Origin of the sequence: Thauera aminoaromatica S2 (assembly GCF_000310185.1) — a bacterium.
GTDB classification, from domain to species: Bacteria; Pseudomonadota; Gammaproteobacteria; order Burkholderiales; family Rhodocyclaceae; genus Thauera; species Thauera aminoaromatica.
Window position 1 is genome coordinate 1 of sequence record NZ_AMXD01000106.1, and the last position, 13,583, is coordinate 13,583.

General features: G+C 69.3%; 15 protein-coding genes. 10 read left to right on the top strand and 5 right to left on the bottom strand.

Annotation, left to right across the window (positions count from 1 at the left end):
* Positions 1–151 precede the first annotated feature (151 nt).
* Positions 152–685 (top strand): CNP1-like family protein, encoded by a 534-nt coding sequence (locus C665_RS21350; protein ID WP_004317034.1) that lies wholly within the window; start codon positions 152–154, stop codon positions 683–685.
* Complete coding sequence (coq7, locus tag C665_RS14455) at positions 682–1,302, top strand: 2-polyprenyl-3-methyl-6-methoxy-1,4-benzoquinone monooxygenase (RefSeq protein WP_004317036.1); 621 nt, start codon at positions 682–684, stop codon at positions 1,300–1,302. Before C665_RS21350 ends, coq7 begins: the two co-directional genes overlap by 4 nt.
* Positions 1,303–1,357: 55 nt before the next feature.
* On the opposite strand, the gene C665_RS14460 is transcribed toward coq7, so the two are convergent.
* Positions 1,358–1,777 (bottom strand): OsmC family protein, encoded by a 420-nt coding sequence (locus tag C665_RS14460; RefSeq protein ID WP_004317038.1) that lies wholly within the window; start codon positions 1,775–1,777, stop codon positions 1,358–1,360.
* Between the two features lie 628 nt (positions 1,778–2,405).
* On the opposite strand from C665_RS14460, the gene rplM reads away from it, so the two are divergent.
* The 4 genes from rplM (at position 2,406) to erpA (ending at position 4,895) form a co-directional block, all read left to right on the top strand.
* Complete coding sequence (gene rplM / locus C665_RS14465) at positions 2,406–2,834, top strand: 50S ribosomal protein L13 (protein ID WP_004258894.1); 429 nt, start codon at positions 2,406–2,408, stop codon at positions 2,832–2,834.
* Positions 2,835–2,845: 11 nt separating this feature from the next.
* Positions 2,846–3,238 (top strand): 30S ribosomal protein S9, encoded by a 393-nt coding sequence (rpsI, locus tag C665_RS14470; RefSeq protein WP_004317040.1) that lies wholly within the window; start codon positions 2,846–2,848, stop codon positions 3,236–3,238.
* A gap of 178 nt (positions 3,239–3,416) precedes the next feature.
* The gene (argC, locus tag C665_RS14475; RefSeq protein ID WP_004317042.1) at positions 3,417–4,454 is read left to right on the top strand and encodes an N-acetyl-gamma-glutamyl-phosphate reductase; all 1,038 of its coding nucleotides are present in this window, start codon (positions 3,417–3,419) and stop codon (positions 4,452–4,454) included.
* 90 nt (positions 4,455–4,544) lie between these two features.
* The gene (gene erpA / locus C665_RS14480; protein WP_004317044.1) at positions 4,545–4,895 is read left to right on the top strand and encodes an iron-sulfur cluster insertion protein ErpA; all 351 of its coding nucleotides are present in this window, start codon (positions 4,545–4,547) and stop codon (positions 4,893–4,895) included.
* Positions 4,896–4,962: 67 nt separating this feature from the next.
* Here erpA and C665_RS14485 read toward each other — a convergent pair whose 3' ends face one another.
* Positions 4,963–6,192 (bottom strand): peptidoglycan DD-metalloendopeptidase family protein, encoded by a 1,230-nt coding sequence (locus C665_RS14485; RefSeq protein ID WP_004317046.1) that lies wholly within the window; start codon positions 6,190–6,192, stop codon positions 4,963–4,965.
* Positions 6,193–6,376: 184 nt separating this feature from the next.
* Between C665_RS14485 and tyrS the strand changes: the two genes are divergently transcribed.
* Positions 6,377–7,576, top strand: coding sequence for a tyrosine--tRNA ligase (gene tyrS, locus C665_RS14490; RefSeq protein WP_004317048.1), 1,200 nt, complete (start codon positions 6,377–6,379; stop codon positions 7,574–7,576).
* A 31-nt stretch (positions 7,577–7,607) separates the two neighbouring features.
* Positions 7,608–8,414: a glutamate racemase gene (murI, locus tag C665_RS14495; RefSeq protein WP_004317050.1), complete on the top strand. Its 807-nt coding sequence runs from the start codon at positions 7,608–7,610 to the stop codon at positions 8,412–8,414.
* A 54-nt stretch (positions 8,415–8,468) separates the two neighbouring features.
* Here murI and C665_RS14500 read toward each other — a convergent pair whose 3' ends face one another.
* Genes C665_RS14500 through C665_RS14510 form a run of 3 tightly spaced genes read right to left on the bottom strand, consistent with a single transcriptional unit; the run spans position 8,469 to position 10,629 of the window.
* Complete coding sequence (locus C665_RS14500; protein ID WP_004317051.1) at positions 8,469–9,323, bottom strand: sulfurtransferase; 855 nt, start codon at positions 9,321–9,323, stop codon at positions 8,469–8,471.
* The gene (locus tag C665_RS14505; protein ID WP_004317053.1) at positions 9,320–9,697 is read right to left on the bottom strand and encodes a SpoIIAA family protein; all 378 of its coding nucleotides are present in this window, start codon (positions 9,695–9,697) and stop codon (positions 9,320–9,322) included. Before C665_RS14505 ends, C665_RS14500 begins: the two co-directional genes overlap by 4 nt.
* Positions 9,698–9,756: 59 nt before the next feature.
* Entirely contained in the window at positions 9,757–10,629 is an 873-nt protein-coding gene (locus tag C665_RS14510) for a DMT family transporter (RefSeq protein ID WP_004317054.1), read from the bottom strand.
* 123 nt (positions 10,630–10,752) lie between these two features.
* Between C665_RS14510 and glpK the strand changes: the two genes are divergently transcribed.
* Both glpK and C665_RS14520 read left to right on the top strand, forming a co-directional pair.
* A complete protein-coding gene (gene glpK, locus C665_RS14515) occupies positions 10,753–12,246 on the top strand; it encodes a glycerol kinase GlpK (protein WP_004317056.1) in 1,494 nt (497 codons plus the stop codon).
* A 22-nt stretch (positions 12,247–12,268) separates the two neighbouring features.
* On the top strand, positions 12,269–13,583 hold a 1,315-nt coding region (locus C665_RS14520), incomplete at its 3' end, for a glycerol-3-phosphate dehydrogenase/oxidase (protein ID WP_004317058.1).

Below are 13,583 nucleotides of genomic sequence, written 5' to 3' on the forward strand. Positions count from 1 at the left end.
AGGCCGGCGGCGGGCTGGCCCCGTGCGGCCGGCGCGTGCCCGCCGCGGCGGGACCGTGTGCCGTGGACGCGCCGGTCCTGCTTCGGCGCTGCCCGCTTCCTTCCTCCCCGATGCGGAGTTCCTACTCTTGAGTCCTTTCCCGAGCCGTTTCTTGCGCCCCTCGCTCGGTGCACTTCCACGCGCCGGCGTTGTCGCCCTCGCCCTCCTGTCGGCGCCCGCGTCCGCGGGGTTTCTGTCGGATGCCGATCCCGACTGGAAGGAGGGCGAGGCGACGATGCCGGCCGCGCCGCGCGAGGCCGCGCTGCGTGCGATCGACGTCGGCACGCCTTCTCCCAATGCCTTCTTCGTCGACGAGGACAGCGTCGGCGTCGGGGCGGATGGCGTGGTGCGCTACACCTTGGTCGTACGCACGCGCGGCGGCGCGGAGAACGTCAGCTTCGAGGGCATCCGCTGCGCCACCTTCGAGCGCCGGATCTACGCCAGCGGACGCAAGGACGGGACCTGGGCGGCGCTGAAAAACAGTGCCTGGCAGCCCATCGTCGAAAGCGGCTACAACCGCCCGCGCGCGGCGCTGGCGCACGACTATTTCTGCGACGGCCCGGCCGGGCCGCGCGACCGCGAGCATGCGTTGCGCCTGCTGCGGGAGCGGCGCGACCCCATCGACCCGTCTGGAGTGCATCAATGATCGATCAGGCCATCATCGAGTTCGACAAGGCCCTGCGGACGGTCTTCGCGTCGGCGCGCAGCGTGCGGGCGATGCCGGGCGAGGGCGTGCCCGATGCCGAGTTGGGCGCAGCCGAGCGCAGCCATGCGGCGGCGCTGATGCGGGTGAATCATGTCGGCGAGGTGTGCGCGCAGGCGCTCTACCAGGGGCAGTCCATCATGTCGCGCGAGCCCGCGATTCGCGACACCCTGCGCCAGGCCGCGCAGGAGGAGACCGAGCACCTGGCGTGGACCGAGCGCCGCATCGCCGAGCTCGGTGGTCGCAAGAGCCTGCTCAATCCGCTGTGGTATGGCGGCGCGCTCGCCCTCGGGCTGGCGGCGGGGCGCTTCGGCGAGCGCTGGAACCTCGGCTTCCTGGCCGAGACCGAGCGCCAGGTCGAGCAGCACCTCAAGAGCCATCTCGACACCCTGCCGGCCGCGGATCGGCGCTCGCGCGCGATCGTCGAGCAGATGAAGGTGGACGAGGCCGAGCACGCCGCGACGGCGCTGCGCCTGGGTGCGCACGAGTTGCCGGCACCGGCGAAGGGGGCGATGAAGCTCGCCGCGCGGGTGATGACGACGCTCGCCTACCGGCTCTGAGCGATTCCCGTGCCCTCGTCCGCGTCGCGAGGGCAGCCTCGCGCCGCCGCGGTCCTCAGTCCGCCTCGACCAGCTCGACCTCGTGGATCATCTCGGCGGTCTTGCCGAGCATGATCGAGGCCGAGCAGTATTTTTCCGCCGACAGGTGCACCGCGCGCTCGACCGTCTCGCGCTTGAGCTTGCGACCGGTGATCGTGTAGATGAAGCGGATGCGGGTGAACACCTTGGGGTCGGACTCCGCGCGCTCGGCTTCGAGGCGCACGCTGCAGCCGCGCACATCGTGGCGTCCGCGCTTGAGGATCAGCATGACGTCGAAGGCGGTGCAGCCACCGGCGCCGGCCAGCAGCAACTCCATCGGCCGTGGAGCCAGGTTGCGCCCGCCGGCATCGGGCGCGCCGTCCATCGCGACGAGGTGGCCGGTGCCGGTTTCGGCGATGAAGCTCATGCCGTCGAGCCACTTGACCGTGCATTCCATGCTGTTCGCTCCTTCGGGTTCTGGTCCCGTTGTCGGGTTCGTTGGGGGTTGGGGCGGCATGTTACCGCAGTGCGTCATGGAGTTCGTGCGCCTCGCCTGGCGTCGCCGCATCCTTCGTGCCCGTGCCGACTTGCGGTTGAAACTTCCGGGCCCGAGGCGAGCGCGGCCGGGTTCAATACGGCTCCGTAGTGATGCACTGCAGCAAAACGGGGCGCAGGGAGGGGGGTGTCCGCGTCCGGGTGAGGGGCTTGGAGGTCGCGAAAAGAGCGAAAATTGATTTAAAACAAAAAGCTGCTTTGCGATAAAGCGAGCTGATCAATCAATCAAAACTTTTCTTCCGCGTCGCACAAAAATGCCTTGCACAGCCCGGGGTAGCTATGCATAATCCGTTCCAGTCGGATCGCAGACGCATCGACTCCCACGTCCGGGGTCGCGCCGATCCAAGCCGTGTCTCCTCCACCCTCCTCCTTTGGTGTGGATTTAACGCAGTCCGATCGGACTGCGTTTTTTTTGTTCTCCGCCCGCGTTCGCGCTTCGACGATTGACACGATTCATGTGTTGGAAGTAGGATTGCGAGCTTTCCGTTTGACGGCCATCTCCGACGGCCCGACAAAGATCGAGGATTCACATGAAGACGTTTTCCGCCAAGCCGCACGAGGTCAAGCGCGACTGGTTCGTTGTCGACGGCACGGACAAGGTGCTTGGCCGTCTCGCCGCCGAAGTCGCCCGCCGCCTGCGTGGCAAGCACAAGGCCATCTACACCCCGCACGTGGACACCGGCGACTTCATCGTCGTGGTCAACGTCGAAAAGCTGCGCGTGACCGGCAACAAGGCGCAGGACAAGAAGTACTACCGTCACTCGGGCTACCCGGGCGGTATCTACGAAACCAACTTCACCAAGCTCCAGCAGCGCTTCCCCGAGCGCGTGCTCGAGAAGGCGGTGAAGGGCATGCTGCCGAAGGGCCCGCTGGGCTACGCCATGCTGAAGAAGCTGAAGTGCTACGCGGGGCCGTCGCATCCGCACACCGCTCAGCAGCCGCAAGTTCTCGAGATCTGAAGGAGCCGACAATGGCTGTGACTTACAACTACGGTACCGGCCGCCGCAAGACTGCGGTCGCTCGCGTGTTCATCAAGCCGGGCACCGGCAACATCGTCGTCAATGGCAAGCCGGTCGACGAGTTCTTCTCGCGTGAAACCGGCCGCATGATCGTGCGCCAGCCGCTGGTCCTCACCGGCAACGAAGGCCGTTTCGACATCATGGTCAACGTCGTCGGCGGTGGCGAATCCGGTCAGGCGGGTGCGGTGCGTCACGGCATCACCCGCGCGCTGGTCGATTACGACGCCGGCCTGAAGGGCGACCTGCGTGCCGCCGGTTTCGTGACCCGCGACGCCCGCGAGGTCGAGCGCAAGAAGGTCGGCCTGCGCAAGGCCCGTCGCGCCAAGCAGTTCTCGAAGCGCTGATTCTCTTTATCGCGCATCGCAGTCCGGAAGCCGCCCCTTGGGCGGCTTTCGTGCTTGTGTGTCCCGCTCGCACGCGTTCTTGCAGTTCGGGGTGCGGCAGCCGTAACGAGGCGTTCACCGCCCGCGTCGGCCGATGATGAGATAATCGCGGTTCAGTCTTTCGTCGCGAGGAACGAGCATGGTCAAGGTTGGAATCGTAGGCGGTACCGGATATACCGGCGTCGAGCTCTTGCGTCTGCTGGCGCGCCACCCCGGGGTCGAGCTGACCGCGATCACCTCGCGCGGCGAGGCCGGCATGGCGGTCTCCGACATGTTCCCCAGCCTGCGCCGCCGGGTCGATCTCAAGTTCGTCACCCCGCAGGACGCCGCCCTGGAGAAGTGCGACGCGGTGTTCTTCGCCACGCCCAACGGCATCGCGATGAAGCAGGCGGCCGAGTTGGTCGCTGCCGGGGTGCGGGTGATCGACCTCGCCGCCGACTTCCGCATCCGCGACGTCGCCGAGTGGCAGAAGTGGTACGGCATGGAGCATGCGGCGCCGGAACTCGTCGCCGAGGCGGTGTATGGCCTGCCCGAGGTCAATCGCGCGCAGATCCGCGGCGCGCGCGTGCTCGCCAACCCGGGCTGCTACCCCACCGCGGTCCAGCTCGGCTTCCTGCCCTTGGTCGAGGCCGGGCTGATCGACACCGATCACCTGATCGCCGATGCCAAGTCGGGCGTCTCGGGCGCCGGCCGCAAGGCCGAGGTGCACACCCTGCTTCCGGAGGCCGCCGACTCCTTCAAGGCCTATGGCGTGCCGGGCCATCGCCATCTGCCGGAGATCCGTCAGGGGCTGGCTCTGGCCGCCGGGCACGCGGTCGGGCTGACCTTCGTGCCCCACCTGACGCCGATGATCCGCGGCATCCACGCCACGCTGTACGGTCGTCTGAAGCCGGGGGTCGACGCTGCCGACCTGCAGGGGCTGTACGAGAAGCGCTATGCTGGCGAGGCCTTCGTCGACGTCATGCCCGCGGGCAGCCATCCCGAGACGCGCTCGGTGCGCGCCTCCAACCTGTGCCGCATCGCGGTCCATCGCCCGCAGGGCGGCGACACCGTGGTGGTGTTGTCGGTGATCGACAATCTGGTCAAGGGCGCGGCAGGCCAGGCGGTGCAGAACCTCAACATCATGTTCGGTTTCGACGAGGAAACCGGGCTCGACATCGTGCCGGTCAGCCCCTGAGGGAACTGTTACGACCGGATTCGATCACATTTTGACGATTCAACCGCGGAAGGCGCATCATCCGCGGTGTTCCCCAGCAGAGGAGAAAACATGAGCGCAGAAGTCGCAACCCCGGAAATCATGGTCTTTACCGATAGCGCCGCGAACAAGGTTCGCGAGCTGATCGAAGAGGAAGGCAATCCCGACCTCAAGCTGCGCGTCTTCGTGTCGGGCGGCGGGTGTTCGGGCTTTCAGTACGGCTTCACTTTCGACGAGGAAGTGAACGAGGACGACACCACGTTCGAGAAGAACGGCGTGCTGCTGCTGGTCGATCCGATGAGCTACCAGTACTTGGTGGGCGCGGAGATCGACTACACCGAAGGCCTGGAAGGCTCGCAGTTCGTGATCCGCAATCCGAACGCGACCAGCACCTGCGGCTGCGGCTCGTCGTTCACGGTGTGAACGCGGTTGTCGCAAACAAAACGGGGCGCCGCGGCGCCCCGTTTGCTTTGGTCCGGCCGTGCGGTGCTCAGCGTGCGTCGGCGAGTTCGTAGTTGAGCAGCGCGAAGCGCTGGCGCAGATGCGCGGTGTTGCGCTTGAAGGCGGCGAGTTCCCGGTCATTGAAGGAGTCGGCCATCGGCAGCGCCACCGTCATCGGGTCGGCGGGGACGTCCTTCAGGCGCACCTCGTAGTGCAGGTGCGGCCCGGTGCACCAGCCTGTGCAGCCGACGTAGCCGATCAGATCGCCCTGGCTCACCGCCTGCCCCTTGGCGAGGCCCTTGGCGAAGCCGTTGAGGTGGGCGTAGTGGGTGGTGATATCGCTGCGGTGCTTGAGCACGATCAGGTTGCCGAAGCCACGCTGGGTGCCGATGAACTCGATGGTGGCGTCCGAGGTGGCCATCACCGGGGTGCCGACGGGTGCCGAGAAGTCGGTGCCGTTGTGGTCGCGCCAGTTGCCGTGGATCGGATGCAGGCGGCGGCCGAAGTTCGAGCTGACGCGCGAGAACTCCAGGGGCGAGCGCAGGAAGCCCTGCTGCAGGCTCTCGCCGTCGTCGCTGTAGTATTGCTCCTTGCCGCTCGGACCGCGATACAGCACCACCGCGTGGCGGTCGCCATTGTTGATGAATTCGGCCGCGAGGATGCGCCCGGCGCGCACCGGATTGCCTTCCTCGTAGATGGCCTCGTAGACCACGTTGAAGCGGTCGCCCTTGCGCAGGTCGGTGTGGAAGTCGATCCAGGTGCCGAAGATGGTGGCGAGCTGGGTCGCCACGTTGTCGGGCAGGCCGGCGTCGTCGGTGGCGCCGAAAAGCGAGTGGGTGATCGTACCCGAGCGCATCTCGACCATCGTGGTCTGGGTGGCGCCGCTGGATTCACGCAGCGCGAGGCCGGCGTCGTCGCGTTCGAGGACGACCTCGGCGTCCGTGTTGCCGACCGGCAGCGAGAAGCTGAGCAGACGGCCTTGCGGCGACACCACCGCGGTGACCGAGCGGCCCGCGCGCAGCTGGCGCAGCGCCTTGCGGCCGGCATCGGACGCGGAGAGGTGGGCGAGCGCCTCGGCGTCGTCGATGCGCAGGCGGTTGAACATCGCCTGCAGCGTGTCGCCGGCCTGGATGCGTTCGTAATGGACGAAGGGTAGCGAGGCGTCGGTGCCGGTGCGCGTGACCGCCGGCGCGGGCAGGGCCTCGACGACGCGCTCGACGAGCAGGTCCGAAGGCAGGCTGCCGGGTGCGACCGCGGTCGCGGCGACCACCCCGAGCATGGAAACCCCGGTGATACCGGCGGCAACCCAGGTTCGCGGGCGGGAGAGGAGACGAGCCGGGAGATCGGCTAGAATTCGGGTCTTTCTGGCCTTCATGGTCTCGGTGGGCTGGGATGTGGAAAAAAGTCGCGGAAGTGTAGCAAAGGTGCGCTTCGGTTCGGCAAAGTAATTTTGGAGAAATTGAATGTCTGATGTTCAGGCGGCGATCGACCTCATCAAGCGCGGCGCCGACGCCGTGCTGATCGAGGCCGAATTGGTCGAGAAGCTCAAGCGCGGCAAGCCCCTGCGGGTGAAGGCCGGCTTCGACCCCACCGCGCCCGATCTGCATCTCGGCCATACGGTCCTGATCAACAAGATGCGTCACTTCCAGGAACTCGGTCACCAGGTCCAGTTCCTGATCGGCGACTTCACCGGCATGATCGGCGACCCCAGCGGCAAGAACAGCACGCGCCCGCCGCTCTCGCGCGAGCAGATCCTCGAGAACGCCAGGACCTACCAGGAGCAGGTGTTCAAGATCCTCGACCCGGAGAAGACCGAGATCTGCTTCAACTCGGCCTGGATGAACGATCTCGGCGCCGCCGGCATGATCCGCCTGGCCGCGCAGCAGACCGTGGCGCGCATGCTCGAGCGCGACGACTTCGCCAAGCGCTACGGCAATAACCAGCCGATCGCGATCCACGAGTTCCTCTACCCGCTGTGCCAGGGCTACGACTCGGTGGCGATGAAGGCCGACGTCGAACTCGGCGGCACCGACCAGCGCTTCAACCTGCTGATGGGCCGCGAGCTGCAGAAGCATTACGGGCAGGAGCCGCAGTGCGTGGTGATGGTGCCGCTGCTCGAGGGCCTCGACGGCGTCAACAAGATGTCCAAGTCGCTCGGCAACTACATCGGCATCGCCGAGCCGGCCAAGGAGATCTTCGGCAAGACCATGTCGGTGTCCGACACCCTGATGTGGCGCTACTACGAGCTGCTGTCCTTCCGCTCCAGCGCCGAGATCGCGCAGCTGCGCGCCGACGTCGAGGGCGGGCGCAATCCCCGCGACGTCAAGGTGATGCTGGCGATGGAGTTCGTCGCCCGCTTCCACGGCCAGCGTGCGGCCGAGGAGGCGCTTGCCGACTTCGAGGCACGCTTCCAGCGCAACGCGATCCCCGATGACATCCCGCAGGTCAATGTGAACGTGGGCGCCGGCGGCCTGCCGCTGTTCCAGGTGCTCAAGCAGGCCGGGCTCACCGGCACCACCTCCGAGGCGATGCGCATGGTGGAGCAGGGCGGGGTGCGCATCGACGGCGAGCGCGCCGAGGACAAGGGCCTGCTGCTGCGTGCCGGCGAGACCGTGGTGCTGCAGGTGGGCAAGCGCAAGTTCGCCTCGGTGGTGCTGTCTTGACCGATCTCGTCCCCTGCAGCGGGGGCGGGCGATGAGCGCGGCTGCGCGCCCGATCGGGGTGTTCGATTCCGGCGTCGGCGGGCTCACCGTGGTGCGCGCGCTCATGGAGCGCCTGCCGCTCGAGGACATCGTCTACTTCGGCGACACCGCGCGCGTGCCCTACGGGGTGAAGTCGGTCGCCACGATCGAGCACTTCACCGCGCAGATCACCGAATTCCTGCTGCAGCGCGACGTCAAGATGCTGATCATCGCGTGCAACACCATGGCGGCGGTGGCGGCGGACGTGGTGCACCGGCTGGCCGCCGGCATCCCGGTGCTCGACGTCATCGAGGCCGGCGCGCGCGCCGCGGTGGCGGCCTCGCCGGGACGGCGCATCGGTGTCATTGGCACGCCGACCACGATCAACAGCAACGCCTACGCGCGCCGCATGCACGAACTCGATCCGGCGGTGCGGGTGTATTCCCAGGCCTGCCCGCTGTTCGTGCCGCTGGTCGAGGAAGGCTGGCTGGACCACGAGGTGACCCGCCTCACCGCGCAGGAATACCTGCGCCCGGTGCTCGCCGAGGAGGTCGACAGCCTCGTGCTGGGCTGCACCCATTACCCGCTGCTCAAGCCCCTGCTACGCGACGTCGCCGGGGCGCGCGTGCGCCTGATCGACTCGGCGCTGACCACCGCGGAGTTGGCCGCCGAGCGCCTGCAGCTGTCCGGGCTGGCGCGCGGTGGCGGGGGCGTCGCAGATTACCGCTTCGTGGTGAGCGACGTGCCGCTGCGCTTCCAGACCATCGGCGAGCGCTTTCTGGGGCGTTCGCTCGGTGCGGTGGAGAAGGTCGATTGGTAGTGCGTCGCTTGCGACGCGGGGAGGTCCGGGCCGCCCTGGGCGGCCCGCGCGCTTTCAGGCCGGGCCGCGTGCCATCGGCCGCGTGGGATCTGCGCACCACTCGCTCCACGAACCCGCATACAGGCGCGAGCCGGTCAGCCCGGCGGCCTCCATCGCGAGCAGGTTCACGCAGGCGGTGACGCCCGAGCCGCACTGGTGCACCACCTGGCGCGGCGTGTATGCGCCGAGCAGGCTGGCGAACTCTTCGCGCAGTACCGAGGCCTGCTTGAAGCAGCCGCGCGCGTCGAGGTTGTCGCGGAAGAAGCGGTTGCGTGCGCCGGGGATGTGCCCGCCCACCGGATCGAGCACCTCGTTCTCGCCGCGGAAGCGGTCGGGGCTGCGCGCATCGAGCAGCAGCATGTCGCGGCGGCCGAGATGTTGCTGCACGTACTGGGTATCGACCCGGTCCGGACGCAGCGCCAGCGTATAGGTCGCGGGGCGCGCACGCGGCGGCTCGTCGTCGAGCGCGAGCCCGGCCGCCATCCAGGCCTGCAGGCCGCCATCGAGTACCGCGACGCGATGATGGCCGAGCCAGCGCAGCATCCACCACAGGCGCGCGGCGAACATGCCGCCGGCGTCGTCGTAGGCGACCACCTGGCTATGGTTGCCCACGCCGCAGGCGGCGAGCCGGGCGGCGAGGCTGGCGGGATCGGGCAGGGGGTGACGGCCGTTGCGGCCGGTCTTCGGCCCCGACAACCCGGTCTCCAGGTCGATGAAAAAGGCCCCCGGCACGTGCGCGACGTCGTAGGCGCGCTGGCCGAAGACCGGATCGACGAGGTCGGCACGGCAGTCGAACACGACCCAGTCGGCGTCGCGCAGGTGCTGCGCGAGATCGATCGCACCGATCAGCGTCGCGTAGGAAGCGTTCACTGCGCGCTTCCCGTGGTCTCTGCGGTCGTTTCGGCGGCGAGCCAGGCGCGTGCCTCGTCCTCGTCGTCGAAGACCTTGACCTCGGCGGTGACGAAGAGCTGCGACACCCATGCGCTCCAGGTCAGCCACTGGTCTTCCGTGAGTACCGCGATGCGGCGGAAATCGCCCGCGTGCTGGCGCGAGAACTTGATCTCCTCCCACGCCACGTCGAGCGTGAAGCCCGCCATCTGGCGCAGGTCGAAGAGCAGGTCGACCGGTCCGCTGAACTGCACCCGGTAATTGACCACGTCTTCGAACTCCTTGTAGTCGGCGAGGGTGAATTCGCCGAAGACGACGAGCGAGACGAGTTTGTCGGTGCTCTCGGTGCTGATCATGGCAGCCTCCCTGGAGGTGATCGGAGATGCCCCCACTATAGTCCGCGCACCGGCGGGGCTCAATCCGTCGCGACGGCACGGGCCGGCAGCGGTGCCGGCTTCGGGGTGGCGAGCGAGACGCCGATCGCGCCGGCCACGATCAGGCCGACCGCGAGCCAGGACGAGGCCGGCATGAGTTCGTCCCACAGCAGCATGCCGAACACGCTGGCGAAGATCACGGTGGCGTAGCTCAGGTTGGCCGACACCACGGTGCGCCCGTAGCGGTAGGAGCGCGTCATCGCGAGCTGGGCGAGCCCACCGAAGAGGCCGACGCCGAGCAGCGTGGCGAGTTGCCCGGCATCGGGGCGGTGCAACTCGCCGGCGAGTGCCCACGCCAGGCCCATCGTCGAGGTCATCACCGAGAACCAGAACACCGTGCGAACTTCCGGCTCGCCGGCACGGCCGAGCTCGCGCAGGCTCACGTAGGCGAGGCTGGCCAGGGCACCCGAGCCCAGTCCGGCGAGCGCGCCCAGCCATTGCTCGGGCTGCAGCGTGGGGCGCAGCAGCAATACCACACCGGCGAAGCCGGCGAGGATCGCGAGCACGGCGATGGCGCGCAGGCGCTCGCCGAAGAACAGCGCCAGCACCAGGGCGACGAAGAGCGGCGAGGTGTAGTTGAGCGTGACCGCGGTCGCCAGCGGCAGCAGGCCGATCGCGAAGAAGTAGCAGCCGAGCGCGATCGAGCCCGACACGCTGCGCGACAGGTGCATCTTCCAGTGCGGCGTCTTGAGGCCGATACCGCGGCTCGCCGCCAGTCCGACCATCATCAGCATGCTCACGAGCCCGCGCCAGAACACGATCTCGCCGGTCGAGAACGCCCCCGAGGCGAGCTTCACGCACACGCCCATGCAGGCGAACAGGAAGCAGGAGACGATCATCCAGAAGGCGGGCATGGCGGTTGTTGCGCTGCAACGAAGGGGACTCCATTGAATCACATCGTGGCTTTCCCGGGTGGCGGCGGGGCGCGTCCGGCGCTAGGCTCGCGGTATCGCGGTCAGCCCCCGTGCGGAGTCGCCATGGCCTACCTGCTCGCCCTCGACCAGGGCACCACCAGCTCGCGCGCGATCGTGTTCGACGCCGATGGCCGCGTGCGCGGCCTCGCCCAGCAGGCATTCGCGCAGCACTTCCCTGCGCCCGACCGGGTCGAGCACGATCCCCAGGACATCCTGCGTACCCAGCTCGACTGCGCCCGCGAGGCGCTCGCCAATGCCGGCGTGGCCGCACGCGAGGTGGCGGCGATCGGCATCGCCAACCAGCGCGAGACCACCGTGCTGTGGGAGCGCGCCAGTGGACGCGCCCTCGCCCCCGCGATCGTCTGGCAGGACCGCCGCACCGCGGTAGAGTGCGAGCGCCTGCGCGCCGCGGGCTGCGCAGAGGACGTGCGCGCGCGCACCGGGCTGGAGCTCGATCCCTATTTCTCCGCCACCAAGCTCGCCTGGCTGCTCGACCACGTTCCCGATGCGCGCGTGCGCGCCGAGCGCGGCGAGCTCGCCTTCGGCACCATCGACAGCTGGCTGCTGTGGCATCTGAGCGGCGGCCGGCTGCACCTGACCGATGCGGGCAACGCCGCGCGCACGCTGCTCTTCAACCTCCACACGCTGGACTGGGATCCGGTGTTGCTCAAGCGCTTCCGCATCCCGCCCGTGCTGCTGCCGCGCGTGGTGGCGAGCAGCGGGGTGTGCGGCGAGACCGATCCGGCGCTGTTCGGTGCCGCGATCCCGATCGCCGGCATCGGCGGCGACCAGCAGGCGGCGACCTTCGGCCAGGCCTGCCTCGCCCCGGGCATGGCGAAGAACACCTACGGCACCGGCTGCTTCCTGCTCATGAACACCGGCCATGTGCCGGTGGCGTCCGCGCACCGGCTATTGACCACCGTGGGGTGGACCGGGGTGGATGCGGCGCCCAGCTACGCGCTCGAGGGCAGCGTGTTCATGGGCGGTGCGGTGGTGCAGTGGTTGCGTGACGGCCTCGGGCTGGTGAAGCGCGCGTCCGAGGTCGAGGCCTTGGCGGCGAGCGTGCCCGACAGCGGTGGGGTGGTGCTGGTGCCGGCCTTCACCGGGCTGGGCGCGCCGTACTGGGACCCGCACGCGCGCGGCACCCTGCTCGGCCTGTCGCGTGGCAGCGGTGCGGCGCACATCGCGCGTGCGGCACTGGAGGCGATCGCCATGCAGAGCGCCGACCTCGTCCAGGCGATGGCACGCGACGGCGCCGCGCCGCTCGCCGAGCTGCGCGTCGATGGCGGCGCCGCGGCCAACGACCTGCTGATGCAGATGCAGGCCGACCTGCTCGGCGTGCCGGTGCTGCGTCCGCGCCTGCTCGAGACCACCGCCTTCGGCGCCGCCTGCCTGGCTGCGCTTGGCTGCGGGCTGTGGAAGCGGCCGCAGGAGATCGCCACGCACTGGCAACTCGACCGCCGCTTCGAGCCGCGCTGGCCGGCGGCACGGCGCGACGAGGCACGCGCCGTGTGGGTGCGCGCGGTCGAGCGTGCGCGGGCGTGGGCGCAGGACTGAGCGGCTCGCGCCGGTCGCGCTCATGGAATCCGTCCATCCGCACGCCCGTCGTCGGCTTCTCGCCCGCCTCGCCGACGCGCGCGCGGTCGACCTCGTCGTGGTCGGCGGCGGTGCCACCGGGCTGGGCTGCGCGCTCGACGCGGCGGCGCGTGGCCATTCGGTGCTGCTGGTGGAGGCGCGCGACTTCGCCGCCGGCACCAGCTCGCGCTCGACCAAGCTGATCCACGGCGGCGTGCGCTACCTCGCCCAGGGCCGCATCGGCCTGGTGCGCGAAGCCTTGCGCGAGCGCGGGCGCCTGCTGCGCAACGCGCCCGCGCTGGTGCATCCGCTGCGCTTCGTGGTGCCGGCGCGCAACCTGGCGGAGCGGCTCCTGCTGCGTCTCGGGCTCGGCGCCTACGACGCGCTAGCGGGTCGGGACGGGCTGGGCGGCTGCACGCTGCTCGACGCAGCCGGGCTGCATGCGGCGCTGCCCGGATTGCGCGAGGAGGGGCTGGGCGGCGGCGTGGCCTTCCGCGATGCCCAGTTCGACGACGCCGGCCTGGCGCTCGCGCTGGCGCGCACGGCGAGCGCCCACGGTGCGCTGCTGCTCAACCACTGCGCCGCGCACGAGCTGGTGGTGGAAGACGGTCGGCTGCGCGGCGTGGTGGTGCGCGAGGCCGAGGGTGGGCAAGCGCACCATGTCGCTGCGCGCGCGGTGATCAACGCCACCGGGGTGTGGGGCGACACGCTGCGCCGACGTGCCGATCCGGCCGCCCGCGCGCTGCTGCGCCCGAGCCAGGGCGTGCATCTGGTGGTCGACGCCGACTGTCTGCCCGGCAGCGACGCGCTGCTGGTGCCGCGCACCCCGGACGGACGCGTGCTGTTCATGATTCCCTGGTGCGGAAAGGTGCTGATCGGCACCACCGACACCCCGCGCGCCGATACGCCGGCGGAGCCCGAGCCGCTCGCGGGCGAGGTGGACGAGCTGCTGGCCGCCGCTGCGCGCTGGCTGCGTCGGCCGCCGGCGCGCGAGGCCGTGCGCAGCGTCTTCGTCGGCCTGCGGCCCTTGCTCGGCGAGGATGGAGGCGATGGTGCAAGCAGCCGGCTCTCGCGCGAGCACCGCGTCGAGGTCTCGGCGCAGGGCCTGGTCAGCGTGCTGGGCGGCAAATGGACCACCTATCGCGCCATGGCCGAGCAGGCGGTAGATGCGGCCGAGGTGGTAGGCGGGCTGGCGCGGCGGGCATCGCCGACCGCCTCGCTGGCGCTCGATTGCGGAGTGTGCGCGGGGGAGGCGGGCGAGGCGGACTTGCCGGGCGCGCCTCCGGGGCTTCCCCCCGGCGTGCTGCCCGGCGCCGCGG

Bases quoted from the DNA above. Each gene is read 5' to 3' on its own strand.
- coq7 (WP_004317036.1), top strand. From the start codon at position 682: ATGATCGATCAGGCCATCATCGAGTTCGACAAGGCCCTGCGGACGGTC.
- C665_RS14460 (WP_004317038.1), bottom strand. From the start codon at position 1,777: ATGGAATGCACGGTCAAGTGGCTCGACGGCATGAGCTTCATCGCCGAA.
- rplM (WP_004258894.1), top strand. From the start codon at position 2,406: ATGAAGACGTTTTCCGCCAAGCCGCACGAGGTCAAGCGCGACTGGTTC.
- rpsI (WP_004317040.1), top strand. From the start codon at position 2,846: ATGGCTGTGACTTACAACTACGGTACCGGCCGCCGCAAGACTGCGGTC.
- argC (WP_004317042.1), top strand. From the start codon at position 3,417: ATGGTCAAGGTTGGAATCGTAGGCGGTACCGGATATACCGGCGTCGAG.
- erpA (WP_004317044.1), top strand. From the start codon at position 4,545: ATGAGCGCAGAAGTCGCAACCCCGGAAATCATGGTCTTTACCGATAGC.
- C665_RS14485 (WP_004317046.1), bottom strand. From the start codon at position 6,192: ATGCTCGGGGTGGTCGCCGCGACCGCGGTCGCACCCGGCAGCCTGCCT.
- tyrS (WP_004317048.1), top strand. From the start codon at position 6,377: ATGTCTGATGTTCAGGCGGCGATCGACCTCATCAAGCGCGGCGCCGAC.
- murI (WP_004317050.1), top strand. From the start codon at position 7,608: ATGAGCGCGGCTGCGCGCCCGATCGGGGTGTTCGATTCCGGCGTCGGC.
- C665_RS14505 (WP_004317053.1), bottom strand. From the start codon at position 9,697: ATGATCAGCACCGAGAGCACCGACAAACTCGTCTCGCTCGTCGTCTTC.
- C665_RS14510 (WP_004317054.1), bottom strand. From the start codon at position 10,629: ATGCCCGCCTTCTGGATGATCGTCTCCTGCTTCCTGTTCGCCTGCATG.
- glpK (WP_004317056.1), top strand. From the start codon at position 10,753: ATGGCCTACCTGCTCGCCCTCGACCAGGGCACCACCAGCTCGCGCGCG.